General features: G+C 66.7%; 14 protein-coding genes and 1 pseudogene. 7 read left to right on the top strand and 8 right to left on the bottom strand.

Going from position 1 to position 17,447, the window contains the following annotated elements:
* Positions 1 to 47 precede the first annotated feature (47 nt).
* The gene (locus tag EKK97_RS06850; protein ID WP_159550597.1) at positions 48 to 824 is read left to right on the top strand and encodes a FadR/GntR family transcriptional regulator; all 777 of its coding nucleotides are present in this window, start codon (positions 48 to 50) and stop codon (positions 822 to 824) included.
* Here the strand turns inward: EKK97_RS06850 and EKK97_RS06845 are convergent, their stop codons facing one another.
* The 5 genes and pseudogenes from EKK97_RS06845 to EKK97_RS06825 form a co-directional block, all read right to left on the bottom strand.
* Positions 825 to 1,715, bottom strand: coding sequence for an SMP-30/gluconolactonase/LRE family protein (locus EKK97_RS06845; RefSeq protein WP_159550595.1), 891 nt, complete (start codon positions 1,713 to 1,715; stop codon positions 825 to 827).
* A gap of 23 nt (positions 1,716 to 1,738) precedes the next feature.
* Positions 1,739 to 3,484, bottom strand: a complete 1,746-nt coding sequence (locus EKK97_RS06840; protein ID WP_159550593.1) for an IlvD/Edd family dehydratase — start codon at positions 3,482 to 3,484, stop codon at positions 1,739 to 1,741.
* Between the two features lie 24 nt (positions 3,485 to 3,508).
* Positions 3,509 to 4,518: pseudogene (gene araH, locus EKK97_RS06835) on the bottom strand (L-arabinose ABC transporter permease AraH).
* Between the two features lie 38 nt (positions 4,519 to 4,556).
* Positions 4,557 to 6,050, bottom strand: coding sequence for an L-arabinose ABC transporter ATP-binding protein AraG (araG, locus tag EKK97_RS06830; protein WP_159550591.1), 1,494 nt, complete (start codon positions 6,048 to 6,050; stop codon positions 4,557 to 4,559).
* A 32-nt stretch (positions 6,051 to 6,082) separates the two neighbouring features.
* Positions 6,083 to 7,075, bottom strand: a complete 993-nt coding sequence (locus EKK97_RS06825; protein ID WP_159550589.1) for an arabinose ABC transporter substrate-binding protein — start codon at positions 7,073 to 7,075, stop codon at positions 6,083 to 6,085.
* Between the two features lie 157 nt (positions 7,076 to 7,232).
* Between EKK97_RS06825 and EKK97_RS06820 the strand changes: the two genes are divergently transcribed.
* Positions 7,233 to 8,189, top strand: a complete 957-nt coding sequence (locus tag EKK97_RS06820; protein ID WP_159550587.1) for a LysR family transcriptional regulator — start codon at positions 7,233 to 7,235, stop codon at positions 8,187 to 8,189.
* Positions 8,190 to 8,221: 32 nt separating this feature from the next.
* On the opposite strand, the gene EKK97_RS06815 is transcribed toward EKK97_RS06820, so the two are convergent.
* The gene (locus tag EKK97_RS06815) at positions 8,222 to 9,148 is read right to left on the bottom strand and encodes a Gfo/Idh/MocA family protein (protein WP_159550585.1); all 927 of its coding nucleotides are present in this window, start codon (positions 9,146 to 9,148) and stop codon (positions 8,222 to 8,224) included.
* A gap of 199 nt (positions 9,149 to 9,347) precedes the next feature.
* Between EKK97_RS06815 and araD1 the strand changes: the two genes are divergently transcribed.
* Positions 9,348 to 10,334 carry an AraD1 family protein gene (araD1, locus tag EKK97_RS06810; protein ID WP_159550583.1) on the top strand — a complete coding sequence of 329 codons (987 nt, stop codon included), beginning with the start codon at positions 9,348 to 9,350 and terminating at the stop codon, positions 10,332 to 10,334.
* Positions 10,335 to 10,396: 62 nt separating this feature from the next.
* Here araD1 and EKK97_RS06805 read toward each other — a convergent pair whose 3' ends face one another.
* Complete coding sequence (locus tag EKK97_RS06805; RefSeq protein ID WP_159550581.1) at positions 10,397 to 11,629, bottom strand: amino acid deaminase; 1,233 nt, start codon at positions 11,627 to 11,629, stop codon at positions 10,397 to 10,399.
* Positions 11,630 to 11,809: 180 nt separating this feature from the next.
* On the opposite strand from EKK97_RS06805, the gene EKK97_RS06800 reads away from it, so the two are divergent.
* From EKK97_RS06800 to EKK97_RS06785, 4 genes are all read left to right on the top strand, one after another.
* Complete coding sequence (locus tag EKK97_RS06800; protein WP_159550579.1) at positions 11,810 to 12,673, top strand: MurR/RpiR family transcriptional regulator; 864 nt, start codon at positions 11,810 to 11,812, stop codon at positions 12,671 to 12,673.
* A gap of 1 nt (position 12,674) precedes the next feature.
* Positions 12,675 to 14,162, top strand: coding sequence for an N-acyl-D-amino-acid deacylase family protein (locus EKK97_RS06795; RefSeq protein WP_159550577.1), 1,488 nt, complete (start codon positions 12,675 to 12,677; stop codon positions 14,160 to 14,162).
* Positions 14,159 to 14,551 carry a RidA family protein gene (locus tag EKK97_RS06790; protein ID WP_159550575.1) on the top strand — a complete coding sequence of 131 codons (393 nt, stop codon included), beginning with the start codon at positions 14,159 to 14,161 and terminating at the stop codon, positions 14,549 to 14,551. The genes EKK97_RS06795 and EKK97_RS06790 overlap by 4 nt, the downstream gene beginning before the upstream one ends.
* A 142-nt stretch (positions 14,552 to 14,693) precedes the next feature.
* A complete protein-coding gene (locus EKK97_RS06785; RefSeq protein ID WP_159550573.1) occupies positions 14,694 to 16,193 on the top strand; it encodes a sodium:solute symporter family protein in 1,500 nt (499 codons plus the stop codon).
* A gap of 69 nt (positions 16,194 to 16,262) precedes the next feature.
* Here the strand turns inward: EKK97_RS06785 and uxuA are convergent, their stop codons facing one another.
* The gene (gene uxuA, locus EKK97_RS06780; RefSeq protein WP_159550571.1) at positions 16,263 to 17,441 is read right to left on the bottom strand and encodes a mannonate dehydratase; all 1,179 of its coding nucleotides are present in this window, start codon (positions 17,439 to 17,441) and stop codon (positions 16,263 to 16,265) included.
* Positions 17,442 to 17,447 lie beyond the last annotated feature (6 nt).

The following is a 17,447-nucleotide window of genomic DNA, read 5'->3' as shown; positions in this document are numbered from 1 at the left end:
GTTGAACATATGGCACTTTTCGTGGCAAATCATTGATATGAGCTGCCATGACCGCCAAGCCACCCAAGCGCAACGCCAAGCCTGCCCGCCCCAGCGTGGTGGAGTACCTCGCCGAAGCCATCTTTTCCGGACGCTACCAGCCCGGCGACTTCGTGCCCAAGGAGATCGACCTCTGCGAGCAGTTCGCCATCAACCGCTCGGCGGTGAGGAGTGACCTGCGCCAGTTGGTCGATGTCGGCATCATTGCGCGAATCTCGGGCCATGGCTCCAAGGTGCGCGACTACGAGGAGTGGAACATTCTCGATCCTTCGGTGACCGATTGGATGACCCGCTATGCCTCGCCCAACCCGCGCATCCAGCGTGAGATTCTGGCCTTCCGCCTGGACGTCGAGCCCTACGTGGCAATGACGGCCGCGCGGCGCGCCAAGGCCCTCGACCTGGTGGCCATCGAGGAGGCGCTGGAGGGCATGAGCCGTCACCTGCATGCCGAGAGTGCCGAAGAGAAGCAACGCTACAGCGATTATGATGTCGCCTTCCATGTGGCCATCTTCAAGGCCAGCCACAACATCGTCTGGGCGCAGCTCTCGCATATCCTGCGCCCATCGATCCATCTGCTGGTGGAAATCTCCAACGACAGTACCGTCGACCCCGAGGCCAGCTTCGAGCGTCATCGTCGGGTGATGGAGGCGATTCGCGCCCGCCAGCCTCGCGAGGCCTTCCTGGCAGCCCGCGAGGTACTGCAGGGCACCGCCGACGCGCTGGGCATCGAGCCCGGCGACGGTACATTGGGCAGCTGGCTGGAATTGAGCCAAATGACGGACTAACTAGGCGACGAACATGGGCGAGGCCACTCCCCGCACCCCGAGGGCCACGCGGAACAAGCTGCCCGCCAGCGCCTCCTGATCGCGGCCATCGGCAGCGGTGGTGATGAAGAGCTGGTCCAGCTCGAGCCCGCCGAAGGCGCAGGAGGTTACCCGCGAGGCGGGCAGGATCAGGGTCTCGTCCAGGGTGCCGTCGGGCAGGAAGCGGCTGACCCGCCCGCCGCCCCAGTGGGCGACCCACAGGCCGCCCTCGGCGTCGCAGGTCATGCCGTCCGGGTAGCCCTGGGTACCGTGGAAACGCAGATGCTCGCGCCTGCCGGCCAGTGTCCCATCGTCGGCAAGATCGAAGGCATAGACGATGCCGGCCGCCGTATCGCTGTGGTAGAGCGTCCTGCCGTCGGGGCTGACGGCGGGCCCGTTGGCCACACCATAGCCGCGGTCGACCCGGCGCAGGCCCGCGCCATCGAGGCAGTAGAGAGAGCCACGTCCGGGCTCGTCGTTCTTGCTCTCGCCCTCCTTCATCGAACCGAACCAGAGCCGACCTTGAGCGTCCACCGCCGCGTCGTTGAAGCGATTGCCCGCCGGCTCGTCGGGGGTGGCCCAGTCGCCGACAATGTGCGGCCCATTCTCGTCGAGGCGCAGGTGCACCAGCCGCGAGGCGAGCCCGGCGATGAAGCCGTCGCCGTCGGCACGCGGCACCAGCCAGCAGCACGCTTCCTCGAGCGGCCAGCCGCGGGTCGTGCCGCCGGCGATGTCGTGCACAAAGAGGCTGCACCGGATGATATCGACGAACAGCAGTTGGCCGGCTTCGCCCCGCTCGGGACACCACAGCGGGCCTTCGCCCAGCTGCGCCCTGCCCCGCCATACGCATTGCACCACCGCCCCTTCGACCATGCTTCGCGCTCCTGCCAACCGACTCAATGGGAATGCCTTGGCACTTCGGCCCCGCGCGAGCCGCGCAGGAAGTCGAAGTCGCAGCCCTCGTCGGCCTGCAGCACCCGCTCGATATAGAGCTGGCGATAGCCGCCGTCGCTGGCGATCCGGCGCGACTCGGCGGTAGGGTCGCGCTGGGCCAGACGCGCCTCGAGTTCGGCATCGTCGACCTCCAGGTGCAGCGTGCCGGCATCGCAGTCGAGCTCGATCCAGTCACCGTTGCGCACCGCGGCGAGCGGCCCGCCGGCGGCCGACTCGGGAGCCACGTGCAGCACCACGGTGCCGTAGGCGGTGCCGCTCATGCGCGCATCGGAGATGCGCACCATGTCGGTCACACCCTGTTCGAGCAGCTTCACCGGCAGGCCCATGTTGCCGACCTCGGCCATGCCGTGATAGCCGCGTGGCCCGCAGTTCTTCATTACCAGCACGCTGCTGGCATCGACCTCCAGCTCGGGGTCGTTGATGCGCGCCTTGTAGTCGTCGAAATCCTCGAACACCACCGCCCGGCCGCGATGGGTCATCAGCTCGGGGCTCGCCGCCGAGGGCTTGAGCACCGCCCCGCGCGGGGCGAGGTTGCCGCGCAGCACGCACATGCCGCCATCCTCGCGAAGGGGATTGTCCAGCGGGCGGATGACCTCGTCGTTGTAGAGCGGGGCGTCCTTGACGTTGTCCCACAATGTCCGGCCATTGACCGTCAGCGCATTCTTGTGCGGCAGACGCTCGGCCTCGCCCAGCCGGCGCAGCACCGCGGGCAGGCCGCCGGCGTAATAGAACTCCTCCATCAGGAAGCGCCCCGAGGGCTGCAGGTCGACGATGGTTGGCGTGCCGCGGCCGACTCGGCTCCAGTCGTCGAGGTCGAGCTCGACGCCGATGCGCCCGGCGATCGCCTTGAGATGGATCACGGCATTGGTCGAGCCACCGATGGCGGCGTTGGTACGAATGGCGTTTTCGAAGGCCTCCCGCGTCAGTACCTTGGAGAGGCGCAGGTCCTCCCAGACCATCTCGACGATGCGATTGCCGGAGAGATGCGCCAGCACGTAGCGCCGGGAATCCACCGCGGGGATTGCCGCGTTGTGCGGCAGCGAGGTGCCCAGCGATTCCGCCATGCAGGCCATGGTCGAGGCCGTGCCCATGGTGTTGCAGGTGCCCGCCGAACGCGACATGCCGGCCTCGGCGGCCATGAACTCATGAATCGAGATCTTGCCCGCCTTGACCTGCTCGGAGAGCTGCCAGACCACGGTGCCCGAACCGATATCGCGGCCCTCGTGCTTGCCGTTGAGCATCGGCCCACCGCTGACCACGATAGTGGGGATGTCGCAGCTCGCCGCCCCCATCAGCAGCGCCGGCGTGGTCTTGTCGCAGCCCACCAGCAGCACCACCGCGTCCAGCGGGTTGCCGCGGATCGACTCCTCCACGTCCATGCTCGCCAGGTTGCGGGTGAACATGGCCGTGGGCCGCAACAGCGACTCGCCGTTGGAGAACACAGGGAACTCAACCGGGTAGCCGCCCGCTTCGAGCACCCCCTTCTTGACGTGTTCGGCCAGCTTGCGGAAGTGCGCATTGCAGGGCGTGAGCTCCGACCAGGTATTGCAGATGCCGATGATCGGCTTGCCCTGGAACTCGTGGTCCGGAATGCCCTGGTTCTTCATCCAGCTGCGGTACATGAAGCCGTTCTTGTCGGCGGTGCCGAACCACTGGGCGCTGCGCAAGGGACGCTTGCGGTCGGTCATACGAGGTCTCCTGAAGCCGAAGGATCACGCACGCTGACGTCGGGTCTGCTTCCAGCGGTCGAACATCACCGCCAGCAGCAGGATCGCGCCGCGTACCAGGTACTGATAGAAAGTGGGCACGTTGAGCAGGCCCATGGCGTTCTGCACGCAACCCATGATCAGCACGCCCACCAACACGCCGGTGATGGTGGCCACGCCGCCGGAAAGCGCCACGCCGCCCAGCACGCAGGCCGAGATCACCGCCAACTCCAGGCCCATCGAGGTATTGGGATCGCCGAGCCCCATGCGCGAGGCGAGCAACACGCCGGCGATGCCCGCCACCACACCCTGCAGGCCGAAGACGATGACCTTGAGCCGGCGCACATTAACCCCGGCCAGCGCTGCCGCCTCGGCGTTGCCGCCGGTGGCCAGCACGTTGCGCCCGAAGGCGGTCATGTTGAGCAGCACACCGAAGATCACGAAGCAGGCGATCATGGTCCACACCGGCAGGGTCAGACCGAGGAAGGAGGCGCTGCCGAGATCGAAGAACTCGGGCACGGTGATCATCACCGCGTCGCCGCCGGAGGTGATGTAGGCCAGGCCGCGCACGAACTCCATGGCGGCGAGGGTAGCGATCAACGAGTTGATGCCGAACTTCGCCACCACGAAGCCGTTGAAGGCCCCCACCGCCCCCCGGCGAGCACGCCGCCGAGCACGCCGATCACCACGCTGCCGGAGGTCGAGGTGACCACGGCAGCGACGACGCCGGCAAAGGCGACGATGGACGCCACCGAGAGATCGACTTCGCCCAGTGCCAGCACCATCATCATGGTGGTGGCGATGGTGCCGATCAGGGTGATGGAGAGCAGCAGGCCCACCATGTTGCGCCCGGTGAGAAAGCCCGGGATGAACACGGCCAGCGCCACGAACAGAATCACGAAGATGGCGATCAGGCCGGAGGTGTCGAGCAGGGTGCGCAGGGGCTTGGGCAGCCCCCGGCGCGGCGGAGCGGCAGCCACGCTACCGCCCCGCCCGGCAAATTTGTGGGTTGTCATGGCGTCTCTCTCTGTCGTTGATGTTGTCGGGCGAGTCGTCAGGCGGGCAGGGCCAGCCCCAGCAGGCGTTCCTGGGTGGCCTCGTGGCGCGGCACGACCTCGACCAGGGCGCCGTCGCGCATGACGCCGATGCGGTCGCAGATGGAACTCACTTCGGCCAGGTCGCTGGAGATCACGATGACGCTCTTGCCCTGCTCGGCCAGGTCGTAGAGCAGGGAGTAGATGTCGCGACGCGCGCCCACGTCGATGCCGCGGGTCGGCTCGTCGACCACGAACAGGTCGATCTTCTCGGCCAGCCAGCGCGCCAGGATCACCTTCTGCTGGTTACCGCCGGAGAGCGTGCCGATGGGCGTGCGCGGTCCCGGCGTCTTGATGCTAAGCCGCCTGATGTACTCCTCGGCGTTGGTGCGCTCGCGTCGCGGATCACGTAGCAGCCCCCAGCGCTTGAAGAAGCGCCTGCAGCTGATATTGAGGTTGTCGGCTACGCTGGCCACCGGAAAGATGCCCTGGGACTTTCGGTCCTCGGGGCACATGGCGATGCCCTGGCGAATGGCTTCGCCGGTGCTCGCGAAGCGACGCGCCACCCCCTGGAAGCGCACCTCGCCCGCCCGGGCAGTCTCGGCGCCGCACACCAGCCGCATCAGTTCGCTACGCCCGGCACCGACCAGGCCGAACAGGCCGAACACCTCGCCGCGCTTCACTTCGAAGCTCACCGGCGCTTTCAGCCCCCGGCCCTCGATGGCATCGATCTCCAGCACCACCTCGCCCTGCTGGCGCTCGCGATAGCCGTAGACATCCTCGATGTCGCGGCCGACCATCTCGCTGACCAGGGTGTCGTGATCGAGCGAATCGAGGCTGTCGTGGGTACGGATGTGCTTGCCGTCGCGGAACACGGTGACCGCATCGCACATGTCGAACACCTCGTCCATGCGATGAGTCACGTAGAGCACCACGCGCCCCTCGTCGCGCAGCCGGGCAATGATGCGTTCGAGCTGGCGCGTCTCCTGCACCGACAGGCTGCTGGTTGGCTCGTCGAAGGCAATGACGCGAGCATCGCGCAGCAGCGCACGGCCGATCTCGATCATCTGCTGCTGGCCGATGGAGAGCTCACGCACCTTGGTCGAGGGGTGGATATCGCCTTCGCCGAGTTCCTCGAGGATGCGCATTGCCCGTACACGCAGCCGCCGTCGGTCGATGAAACCGAGGCTGGCCGGCAGTTGGCCGAGCAGCAGGTTCTCGGCCACCGACATGTTGGGCGCCAGCGTCAGCTCCTGATAGATGATGGCAATGCCTTGGCCGAGCGCCTCGCGGGCATTGGCGAATACATGCCTCTTGCCGTCGAGCCACAGCGCCCCCTCGCTGGCACGGTTGACGCCGCTGAGCACCTTGAGCAACGTCGACTTGCCGGCGCCGTTCTCGCCCATCAGGGCATGCACCTGTCCGGCATGAACCCCGAAGCTGACCTTGTCCAGCGCGCGCACGCCGGGGAAGACAACGCTGATGCCATCGAAGCGGAGATAGGGTTCCGTCATGTCGCTCTCCCGGTCACCGTGATCCGTCATGCTCAAAGCCCGAGTTCGGCGCGTACGTCCTGCCAGTTGTCACGCGTCATCAGGGTACCGGTGGTCTCGGTATTGGCCGGAGGCTCCTCGCCTTCGGTGATCCAGCGATAAAGGCTCTCCGCCGTCTGGCGCCCGTGCTGGGTGGAGCTCACCGCCACGGTGCCGTGGAAGCCGGTCGGATTGCTGCGCGAGAACTCGGCGAAGGCCGCCCCGGAACCGTTGATGCCAACGCCGATCACATTGTCGGCACCGAGGCCGTACTGCTCGGTGGCACGCACACCGCCTAGCACGCTCTCTTCGTTGAGGGCGTAGATGATCCAGTGCTCGAAGTCGTCACGCTGGGAGAGCACCGGCGAAGCGGCCGAGAAGGCGCTGTTGGTATCGGTGTTCTGCTGGGGCGCATCGAAGACGTTCTCCTCCGGGAAGCCCCACTCGAGCAGCACGTCGGTGGCCCCGTCGGTGCGCTCCCGGGCGGTGGGTAATTCGTTGTTGGTGATGCGCAGCGCGGCCACCTGCTGCGGATCCCAGCCGCGCGCCTCGATCTCGGCGGCCAGCGCCTCACCGACTTGCCGGCCGATCTTGTAGCCGGACATCCCCAGGTGCGGCACGCCTTCGAGCGGTTCGCCGCTGCCGTCGACGAATTGATCGTCGACCGTGATCACCTTCATGCCGTACTGGTTGGCGCGATTCATGACCGCCGAACCCAAACGTACGTCGGGCGGACAGATCACGAAACCCTGGGCACCCTGGGAGTAGAGGTTGTCGATGGCGCTGAGCACCTCCTGGCCATCCTCGCCGCCCAGCCGGACGACGCGGAAGCCCAGCTCCTCGCCCACCTCTGTCGCGGCCCGCTGCTCGTTGATGAACCAGGCCTGCTCGGGCTTCTTTACGATGAAGCCGATACGGACGTCGTCCTGCGCCTGGGCACCGCCCAGCGCTGCCAGCGTCAAGGCGCCACCCAGCGCCAAACGGGAAAGTGCGGTTGTGATTGGCATGTGTCGTCTCCTGCTGCGGAGGGTTGTTGTTGTCGCAGCGACGCAGTCGTCGCGGATACCGTCGCTACAGTAGACAGCCCTGACATAACCAACCAATATGCAGAGATCAATAAATCAATATCAAAAGCGTTATTGATAGACGAAGCGGAGAGGCGCCATGCGCACTCTGGACAACGACTGGTTCCTGCAGGCACGACTAAAGTTGCGCCATCTCCAGCTCTTTCTTGCCCTCGACGAGCAGCGCAACCTGCATCGTGCCGCGGCACAGCTGGGCATCAGCCAGCCGGCCGCCTCGAAGCTGCTGGGGGATGTCGAGGCCCAACTGGGCGTCAAGCTGTTTGATCGTCACCCGCGCGGGCTCGATCCGAACTGGTACGGAGAGGTCATGGTCCGGCATGCCCAGGCCATGCTCTCGGAACTCCACAACACCGGCGAGGAACTCAATGCCCTGTTCGAGGGCAATGCCGGCAAGGTGGCCATCGGCACGGTGATGGCGCCAGCGGTGACGCTGCTGGCCAGCGCCATCGAGCGGGTGCATCGAACTCACCCCAGGCTCAAGGTCAGCGTCGAGGTCGACGTCAGCAAGCGACTGGTGCCGCGGCTGCTGGAAGGGGAACTCGATTTCGCCATCACGCGGATACCGGCCGGCTTCTCTTCCGAGCCGTTCGTGTTCGAGGAGATCGGCGAGGAGGAGATCTGCTTCGTGTGTCGCGAAGGCCACCCGCTCTCGGGGGCCGATCCGCTGACGCTGGAGGCCATGGCCGCCTATCCGTGGGCGCTCCAGCCCCAGGGAGCGCTGATGCGCCAGCGGGTCGACGCACTGTTTCTCCACTATGCCGTCGAGCCGCCCGCACAGGTCGTCGACACCACCGACATCCTGGTGGCGCTGGCCCTGATCGACCGCTCGGACACGATCACGGCCACCACGCGCCAGGTGGCCGATCTACTGTGCGCCCCGGCGCGCTTTCGCATCCTGCCGTTCCATCAACGGCTCAGCGTGCAGCCGTTCGGCCTGGTGAGCCTGCGACGCCGTCGCCCCTCCCCGGGGGCGGCAACGCTGATGACCATGTTGCGTGAACTGGTCGCCCACCAGCGCCAGCAGGGACTCCTCTAGGAAAGCACCGCGCAGAAGGCGGCGCTTCTCACTCACTCGATAAAGGGTTCCGTCGGCTCCCGCCAGGCGGCGAGGCAGGCATCCGCCACGTGCCGAAGCGGGGCCAGGTCCACGTCGCTGCGTCGCTGCCGGATCAGTTCGGCGAAGCGGGCGTAGAGGCCCGGATACTCGCGCTCCTCGGCGTCGAGCAGGCACTGGCCGTCGAGCTCCAGCCGGCAACCGCCCCGCAGCAGGCTGAGCCGCCCTGCCTCGGTCTCGACGTGAATGCTCCAGATCGGTGGGCTCGGCTGGCGGAAATCGAAGTCGGCCACGATCGGCGTGCCCTCGGTATCGGTGAAGGTCAGCGCCGCGGCGATGGGCGCCTGGCAGTTGCTCGGCACCCACAACCGCGCATCACGCAGGAAGAAGGCGCGAGGCAGGATCTCGGTGGCGATCGACAGCGCGTTGATGCCGGGGTCGAACACCCCCATGCCGGTGGGCTCCCAGATCCACGCCTGCCCCGGATGCCACACTCGCACGTCCTCCCGCCAGTCGATCTCGACCCGCGTGATCGCCTTGTTTCTCAGCCACTCGCGGGCCTCCGCCACGGCCGGGGCAAAACGCGAATGCCAGGCGGCGAACAGGGTGCAACCCTGCCGCTCGGCCAGTTCGACCAGATCCTCCACCTCGCTCAGGGTCGCGCCGGGCGGCTTTTCCAGCAGCACGCTCCTGCCCTGTTCCAGCGCGATGCGCGCCTGCGAGTAGCGCAGGTGCGTCGGCGTGCAGATGGCAACCGCTTCCAGTTCGGGGTGAGCCTCGAGCATTTCGCCCAAGGCGGCGTAGCCTGGTACCGGAGCGTGGCGTGCGTGAGGATCCGCGGTCGCCACCAGCTCGTAATCCCGGCTTCCGGCCAGCGCCGGCAGGTGCTGGTCGCTGACGATCTTACCGACGCCCACCAGGCCTATGTTGATAACGGACATGATGTTTCCTTCCTTATCGAGTTCCAGTCGCTGCGGTCAACGTGGTCGGGTTTATACGAAAGTACAAATTGAACATGAGAACATATATGTTGAACATACCCTACTTTCATTCATCCAGCTGTCGTGGCTGGCATCTGGCCGTGAGGGGAACCAGTCAGAAGCACTGGCCAGAGGAATCAACCATCAGGAGAACCATGCCATGCGCCTGATTCAATGCCAGCACCAGGGTCAAATCCATGCGGCCCGGGTCGAAAACGACCGAGAGGTGCGTCTGCTCGACAGCGACACCTATACGCTGGCCCGCCGCGCCATCGTCGCGAGACAGTCGCTGGCGGAAGCCGTCGAGGCAGCGCTCACCGAAACCCGCCTCGACTACTCGCAGTTGATCGAGGAAAAACGCCTGCTGCCGCCGCTGACTCACCCGGACCCCGCCCACTGCCTGGTGACCGGCACCGGCCTCACCCACCTGGGCAGTGCCGATACGCGCTCGGCCATGCATGCCAAGACCCAAGTCGCCGAAGCCGAGCTCACCGACTCCATGCGCATGTTCAAGCTGGGAGTCGAGGGCGGCAAGCCACAAGCGGGCAGCGTCGGCGCCCAGCCGGAGTGGTTCTACAAGGGCGACGGCAACTGTGTCGTCGCGCCCGAGACGGAGATTCCCGTACCGTACTTTGCCGAGGATGCCGGCGAGGAGCCGGAGCTGGCCGGACTCTATGTGATCGGCGACGACGGCCAGCCTTGGCGGGTGGGCCATGCCCTCGGCAACGAGTTCTCCGACCACGTGACCGAGCGCTTCAACTACCTGTGGCTGGCCCACTCCAAGCTGCGCGCCTGCAGTTTCGGCCCCGAGCTGCTGGTCGGCGAGCTGCCAGCCCACCTGGAAGGCACCAGCCGCATCGTGCGCAACAACGAGACCGTGTGGGAGAAGCCCTTCCTCACCGGCGAGGCCAACATGGCCCATAGCCTGGCCAATCTGGAGCATCACCACTTCAAGTATCCGGGCTTCCGTCGCTCCGGCGACGTGCACGTGCACTTCTTCGGCACCGCCACCCTGAGCTTCGCTGACGGCATCCAGACCCGTGACGGCGACCGCTTCGAGATCAGCCTCCCCGAGTTCGGCCGCCCCCTGCGCAACCCTCTGCGCTTCGAGGCGAACGGCCCCGCCACCGAAGTGAGATCGCTCTGAGAGTCTCAAGGAGTTCGTCATGCTTCTGAGGGTGAGCGATATGCTGGTCGTCCGTGAGGCGGCTAGAAACAGGTGGCCAGGCTGTCCTGGACCTCCAGTGCCTCGTCTACCAGCAGTAGCTGGCGCCATTTGTCGAAGGTGAGGCAGGGGTGGGAGGTGCCGAAGGCGATCACGTCGCCGACGGCGATGCCGGCATCCTGTGGAATATCCAAGAAGACGTGCTGATCCATGATATGCGTCGTGCGCCAGGCCGAGACGTCGATCGGCGTCGAGCCCGCCGCTGGGTGCGAGACCAGCGGATAGAGCCACAACGGCAACGGCAGGTCCGGCTCGTGACCAATATCGCGCTTGCCCATGGCGATAATGGCCAGTCCCGGCTCAGGCAGCGACTGCACATGGGCGAAGACCTCCAGCGCCGGCTGCAACTCGCCCTGGAGCTGCGGATGGCGCGCCTTCACGTCATCCATGGCACCGGCATAGAGCTTGTGATCGTGCACCACGTAGCAGCCCGGTCGCAGCACCGGCGTGTAGTGCTCGCGCAATTCCGCCTTGTCGAAGGCCTCGGCGATCAGGTCGAACCACTTGGAGCCGGACGCGGTGACGATCGGCGCCTCGCTCTTGAGTACTCCACTGGCGTGTAGCATCCGGACGGTCTCGACCAACCGCTCGCCGTAGGCGCGTACCGCGGCGATCTCGTCGCCGCCGGCGATCATCCCCTCGTAGCCTTCGATGCCCACCAGCCGCAGGGCCGGCTGCTCGGCGATCGCCGCCACCAGCGCCTCGACCTGGGCGGCGTCGCGGCAGCCGCAGCGTCCACCGGATACCCCCAGCTCGATCAGCACCGCTAGCTTGAGGCCCCGCTCGGCGAAGAAACGCCCCAGCTGGCGCACGTTCTCGACCCCGTCCACCACGCAGTAGAACTCGGCACCGGCCGCAATCAGCTCCGCCACCATGGCCATATTGGCCTGCCCCACCAGTTGGTTGGCCATCAGCAAGCGCCGCACGCCATGCGCGAAGGCCGCTCGACACTGGGGTGCCGTGGCCAGGGTGATCCCCCATGCCCCAGCCTCGAGCTGACGCCGGAACAGGGCCGGGGTCATGGTGGTCTTGCCGTGGGGCGCCAGGCGAGCGCCATGCGCCTCGGCGAAGCGCTGCATCCACGCCAGGTTGTGCGCCAGCGGGGCCTCATGGATCACGGCGGCCGGTAGACTGACCCCGCTCAACAGGTCAGGCCTCAGCTCGACGGTGCCCTTGTCGATGCGTCCGTCAGCACCTGCGTTAGCCGCTGTCTTCATGTCACTGCCCTCTTCATGTCTCAGCCCTCTTCATGTCGTTGCCCTCGACTTCCTGCATGGCTGCCTCCTCTCGGCTTTCATTGCTCTCACTTTTTGCCTGATAGTTATTTTCACGACAACTTGACGCTTGGTTAGAAACTAACATAACTTTCAAGCGAGGCAAGACACAGGAGCCCTTCGGTGAGCCAAGAGATCGACATCCTCTCCCGCATTACGGCGGACGTTGCCAGCCTGCGCGACGCTGAAAAAAAAGTCGCCGAGCTGATCTTCGCCGATATCGACTTCGTCACCGAGGCCAGCATCAGCGAGATCGCCGCCCGGGCCGGCGTGAGCGATGCCAGCGTGACACGCTTCGCCCGCGCCGTGGGTTGCCACAACGTGCGCGACCTCAAGACCCGTTTGACACGGTCACTGGCTGCGGGCCGGCGCTTCATCCAGGAGTCAGCCCCGGAGGATGGCCCCGCCGCGGTCTACGAGATCGCCACTCAGACCCTGGCGGTTAACCGCGACCTGATGGCCCAGGCCGACGTGACAGGTGCCGTGGATCGGCTCGACATCGCCCGTCAGATCCTCGTCTTCGGTGCCGGCGGCGGCTCCAGCATGCTGGCGCAGGAAATGCAGTTCCGCCTGGTACGCCTTGGCTATGCAATCTGCGCCTACCCCCAGGCCCTGCTGCCGCGCATGGTGGCCTCGACCCTCGACCCCGCTGACGTGGTGGTGGTGCTCTCGGTGACCGGCTACACGCCGGAGATGGTGGAGTCGGCACGCATCGCCCGCCAGTACGGTGCCCAGGTCGTGGCAATCACCGCGCCGGGTTCGCCCCTGGCGGAGAACGCCGACGTGATACTGCCGGTGGCGGCTCGCGAGACCGACTTCATCTATCACCCTTCGGCATCGCGTTACGCCATGCTCGCCGCCATCGACGTGCTGGCCCTGGAGCTCGCCCTGCGCCACCGCGAACGCTCCCGCGACAAGCTGCGCCGCCTGAAACTGACCCTGGACGCCCATCGCGGCGGCGACAACCGCCAGCCGCTGGGAGACTGACATGCGCTACGACCTGCTGATCCGCAACGCCTGGATCGTCGACGGCACCGGTGCCGCCCCTTTCCGAGCCGACGTAGCCGTGCACGGCGACCGCATTGCCGCTCTGGGCGATCTGGCCAGCGCCCATGCCGACGATGAGATCGACGCCGAAGGTCTTTATTTGGCCCCGGGCTTCATCGACGTGCACACCCACGACGACACCAACGTGATTCGCACCCCCGAGATGCTGCCCAAGCTCTCCCAGGGCGTTACCACGGTGGTGGTGGGCAATTGCGGCATCAGCGCAAGCCCGGTGATTCTCGCGGGCGAGGTGCCCGACCCCATGAACCTGCTGGGCCAGGCCGAGGATTTCCGCTATCCAAGCTTCACCGCCTATGCCGAAGCAGTGGAAGAGGCGACCCCCAGCGTCAACGTCGCCGCCCTGGTCGGCCATACCAGCCTGCGCAGCCAGGTGATGGACGATTTCGCCCGTCCCGCCAGCGACGCCGAGATCGCCGGGATGGAGCGCCTGCTGCGCCAGGCGCTCGGCGAAGGCGCCCTGGGGTTGAGTTCGGGCCTCGCCTATCGCAACGCCTTCCATGCCCCTACGGCAGAGATGGAACCGCTGGTGGCCGCGGTGGGACAGGCCGGTGGAATCTATACCACCCATTTGCGCGACGAGTTCGCCGGGCTGCTCGGTGCCATGGACGAAGCCTTCGCTACCGCACGTCACGGCCGGGTGCCGCTGGTGATCTCCCACCTGAAATGCGCCGGCGCCGGCAACTGGGGCGGCGCCCCGCATGCCCTGGCAAAGCTCGAGCGGGCGGCCCGGCACCAGTGCGCCCACTGCGACTGCTACCCCTACACGGCCGGCTCCTCGACTCTCGATCTCGGCCAGGTCACCGACGAGATAGAGATCGTCATTACCTGGTCCGAACCGCATCCCGAGCAGGCCCGCCGCTCGCTGGCGGACATCGCCGCCGACTGGGACGTGTCGCTGCTGGACGCGGCGCAGCGTCTGCAGCCGGCCGGGGCGGTCTACCACAACATGAGCGAGGACGACATGCGCCGGGTGCTGGCCCATCCGCTGTCGATGGTCGGCTCCGACGGCCTGCCCAACGACCCGCACCCGCACCCGCGGCTATGGGGCGCCTTCCCCCGCGTGCTGGCGCACTACAGCCGCGACCTGGGCCTGATGCCCCTGGCCGAGGCGGTGCGCAAGATGACCGGCCTGTCGGCCGCCAACTTCGGCCTCGGCGATCGTGGCGTGATCCGTGAGGGGGCCTTTGCCGACCTGACGCTGTTCGATCTCGCCACTCTCGCCGATACCGCCAACTACGAGACCCCCATCGCCCCGGCACGAGGCATCGAGATGGTCATGGTCAACGGCGTCATCGGCTATCGCCAGGGCGCGGCCACCGGCGATCGCGCCGGGCGCATGCTGCGCCGTACGAATCGCATTACCGATACGCGCTCCCCTCACCCCCACTCTATGGAGGAATCTTCATGAGCATTACCCGTTACGGCGTCGAAGGCGGCGTCGGTACCGGCGGCCAGAAGCTGCCGTTCGCCCGCGCCGTGGAAGCCGGCGGCTGGCTCTACGTCTCCGGCCAGACGCCGATGCGAGACGGCGAGGTGGTCGAAGGCGGCATCGTCGAGCAGACCCGGCTCGCCTTCGACAACTGCCTGACGATCATGCGCGAAGCCGGCTACGGCGTGGAGGACGTAGTGCACGTGACGGCGGTGCTCACCGACGCGCGCTACTTCTCGTCGTTCAACAAGGTGTTTCGCGACGTGTTCGGTGATAACCCGCCGGCGCGCATCTGCAGCGTCCAGGACCTGGTCGTGGACTGCAAGGTGGAGGTGGACGTCAAGTGCTACCGGCGTGACCGGATGTAAGAGAGATGGTGCCGCGCCCCGGCAAGGGCGCGGCACCGGATCGCCGGCGGGGCCTCACAAGACAAGACCGGCCCGCCTTCGATCGTGACATTGCTTACCCCGGCCGCGGCAACGGCCGGGCAAACAACGACAAGAGGCTACCATGAACAGTCAGATATTCCTTACCACCTTTCTGGTGTACGTCGTCGCCATGATCGGTTTCGGCTGGTGGATCTCCCGCCACAAGCGCGGCAGCGGCGACGACTTCCTGCTCGGCGGTCGCAGCGTGCCGCTGTTCCTCACCATCGGCACCACCGTGGCTACCATGGTCGGCACCGGCTCGAGCATGGGGGCGGTGGGTTTCGGCTACGCCAACGGCTGGGCCGGGGCGCTGTACGGCATCGGGGGCGCTACTGGCGTGCTGCTGTTGGCGCTGCTGTTCGCCCCAGTGCGCCAGCTACGCTTCATGACCATGAGCGAGGAACTCGCCTACTACGTGGGCGCCAACCGCCTGGTACGCAACCTGGTGGCATTGCTCATCTATATCGCCTGCATCGGCTGGCTGGGCGCCCACATCCTCGGCGGCGGGCTCTACCTCTCCTGGATGGCGGGCATCGATCTCAACACCGCGCGCGTCCTGGTGGCGCTGGGCTTCGGCATCTACTGCGTGATCGGCGGCTACTTCGCCGTGGTATGGACCGATACCGTGCAGGCGGTCATCCTTTTCGCCGGTTTCCTGCTGATGGCCGTACTCGCCCTGGTCGAGGTCGGCGGCTTCTCGGGGCTGACCGCTGGGATGGATGCCGGTGCGGCCAGCTTCCTCGGCATCGGGGCGATCGGTGGCCTGCCGGCGCTGTCGCTCGCGGCGGTCATCGCCGTCGGCGTACTCGCCACCCCCTCGTTCCGCCAGCGCATCTACTCCGGCGAGTCGGTCTCCTCGGTGCGCCGCTCCTTCGTGATCACCGGTGTGCTCTACCTGGGCTTCTCGATCATTCCGGCGATCATCGGCATGGCCACCCACGCCCTCAACCCCGGCCTCGACAACAGCAACTACGCGTTCCCCTTCCTCGCCACCGAAGTGCTGCCCCTGGGGCTCGGCCTGCTGCTACTGGTGGCCGGGCTCTCGGCGACCATGTCCAGCGCCAGCTCGGACGCCATTGCCGGGGTCTCGACGCTGATGCGTGACATCTACGTGCTGGCCACGGGCCGGGCGCCCTCCGCCCGTAACGTGGTGCGCTTCTCGCGCATCGCCTTGGTCGCCACCATTGGCCTGGCGCTGGCGTTCGCCCTGACCTCAGACAACGTGATCACCTACATCACACGCATGATCGCCACCATCATGGCCGGGCTCTTCGTCTGCGCCCTGCTGGGCCGCTTCTGGCCACGCTACAACTGGCAGGGCGCGGTGGCCACTCTCGCCAGCGCCTCGGCCACGTCACTGACAATCATCGCCAACGCCGACTGGAGCGCCTATTGGGGCAATCCCAGCATACCGGCGGTGTCGGTGGCACTGGTCGTCGGGGTAGCGGTCAGCCTGCTCACGCCGGCTTCCCGAGTGACCTCCGAGCAGGCCCTGGCAGTGCTCAACGAAGAGCGTCGGCGCATGGAGCAGGTTCCCGATGCGGCGCTGTCGGCAGGCCAGGTCGCCGCTCCCGGCCAGTAAAACGCTCCTCCATATGACAAGGCCCACCGGCTGCTGCTCGGTGGGCCTTGTCGTTTCACCCGGTAGGCTTCAGCTCGTCAACCGCCTTACCGCCAGCTCCACGCCGCGCAGCTCGGCGAGCCCCTTCATGCGTCCGTAGAGCGGATAGCCGGGACGTGTGTCGCGGCGCTGGTCGTCAAGAATATGGTGTCCATGATCCGGCCGCAGCGGCAGGCGCGGCCCACCTTCTCGCTCGCGGCGCCGCTCCTCCTCCACCAGGGCGGCGATCACTGCCACCATGTCGACGTCGCCGCCAAGGTGATGCGCCTCGTGGAAGGTGCGCGGATCGGCGGCCTCGCGCCGGGTCGAGCGCAGGTGGGCGAAGTAGATGCGTGGACCGAAGCGGCGCGCCATGGCGGCCAGGTCGATGTCCTCGCGCACCCCATAGGAGCCGGTGCACAGCGTCAGGCCGTTGGCCTCGCTCGGCGCCGCATCGAGCAGCCACTGGGCATCCTCAGGCGTGGACACCACCCGCGGCAGGCCGAACAGCGGACGCGGCGGGTCGTCCGGATGAATGGCGAGCCGTATGCCGGCTTCCTCGGCGACCGGCACGATGGCACGCAGGAAATGGCCGAGATTTTCACGCAGGCGCTCGGCATCAATGCCGTCGTATTCGGCCAGCACCTCGCGGAACCGCGCCAGGGTGTAGTGTTCCTCGGCCCCGGGCAGGCCGGCAATGACATTGTTGACCAGCCGCTGGCGCGACACCTCGTCCAGCCCCTCCAGGTAGCGCCTGGCCTCAGCTTGTTCGGCCTCACTGTATTCCGCCTTGGCGCCTCGCCGCCCAAGCAGGAAGAGGTCGAAGGCAGCCAGCGCGGCCTGGTCGAAGCGCAGCGCCAGGCCGCCGTCCGGCAGGCGCCAGGCGAGATCGGTGCGGGTCCAGTCGAGCACCGGCATGAAGTTGTAGCAGACGGTGTCGATGCCGCAGTCGCCCAAGTGGCGCAGGGTCTCCTGGTAGGCCGCGATGTAGCGTTCGCGCTCGGGCGTGCCCTGCTTGATCGCCTCGTGCACCGGCACGCTCTCGACCACCGACCACGAGAGCCCCGCGGCCTCGATCGTCGCCTTGCGCTCGGCAATGGCTTCCACCGGCCAGGCCGTGCCGTTGGGTATCTCGTGAAGCGCCGTGACGATGCCGGTGGCACCGGTCTGGCGAATCTCGTCGAGGGTGATCGGATCGCTGGGGCCGAACCAGCGCCAGGTATGTTCCATGAAAGT

The organism is Billgrantia tianxiuensis (assembly GCF_009834345.1).
In the GTDB taxonomy this organism is placed as follows: domain Bacteria; phylum Pseudomonadota; class Gammaproteobacteria; order Pseudomonadales; family Halomonadaceae; genus Halomonas; species Halomonas tianxiuensis.
The sequence above is the reverse complement of the archived record's forward strand: the minus strand, read 5'-3'. Positions and strand labels throughout refer to the sequence as shown.

Coding starts and splice junctions, on each gene's coding strand:
- EKK97_RS06850 (WP_159550597.1), top strand. CDS start 48: ATGACCGCCAAGCCACCCAAGCGCAACGCCAAGCCTGCCCGCCCCAGC.
- EKK97_RS06845 (WP_159550595.1), bottom strand. CDS start 1,715: ATGGTCGAAGGGGCGGTGGTGCAATGCGTATGGCGGGGCAGGGCGCAG.
- EKK97_RS06840 (WP_159550593.1), bottom strand. CDS start 3,484: ATGACCGACCGCAAGCGTCCCTTGCGCAGCGCCCAGTGGTTCGGCACC.
- araG (WP_159550591.1), bottom strand. CDS start 6,050: ATGACGGAACCCTATCTCCGCTTCGATGGCATCAGCGTTGTCTTCCCC.
- EKK97_RS06825 (WP_159550589.1), bottom strand. CDS start 7,075: ATGCCAATCACAACCGCACTTTCCCGTTTGGCGCTGGGTGGCGCCTTG.
- EKK97_RS06820 (WP_159550587.1), top strand. CDS start 7,233: ATGCGCACTCTGGACAACGACTGGTTCCTGCAGGCACGACTAAAGTTG.
- EKK97_RS06815 (WP_159550585.1), bottom strand. CDS start 9,148: ATGTCCGTTATCAACATAGGCCTGGTGGGCGTCGGTAAGATCGTCAGC.
- araD1 (WP_159550583.1), top strand. CDS start 9,348: ATGCGCCTGATTCAATGCCAGCACCAGGGTCAAATCCATGCGGCCCGG.
- EKK97_RS06805 (WP_159550581.1), bottom strand. CDS start 11,629: ATGAAGACAGCGGCTAACGCAGGTGCTGACGGACGCATCGACAAGGGC.
- EKK97_RS06795 (WP_159550577.1), top strand. CDS start 12,675: ATGCGCTACGACCTGCTGATCCGCAACGCCTGGATCGTCGACGGCACC.
- EKK97_RS06790 (WP_159550575.1), top strand. CDS start 14,159: ATGAGCATTACCCGTTACGGCGTCGAAGGCGGCGTCGGTACCGGCGGC.
- EKK97_RS06785 (WP_159550573.1), top strand. CDS start 14,694: ATGAACAGTCAGATATTCCTTACCACCTTTCTGGTGTACGTCGTCGCC.
- uxuA (WP_159550571.1), bottom strand. CDS start 17,441: ATGGAACATACCTGGCGCTGGTTCGGCCCCAGCGATCCGATCACCCTC.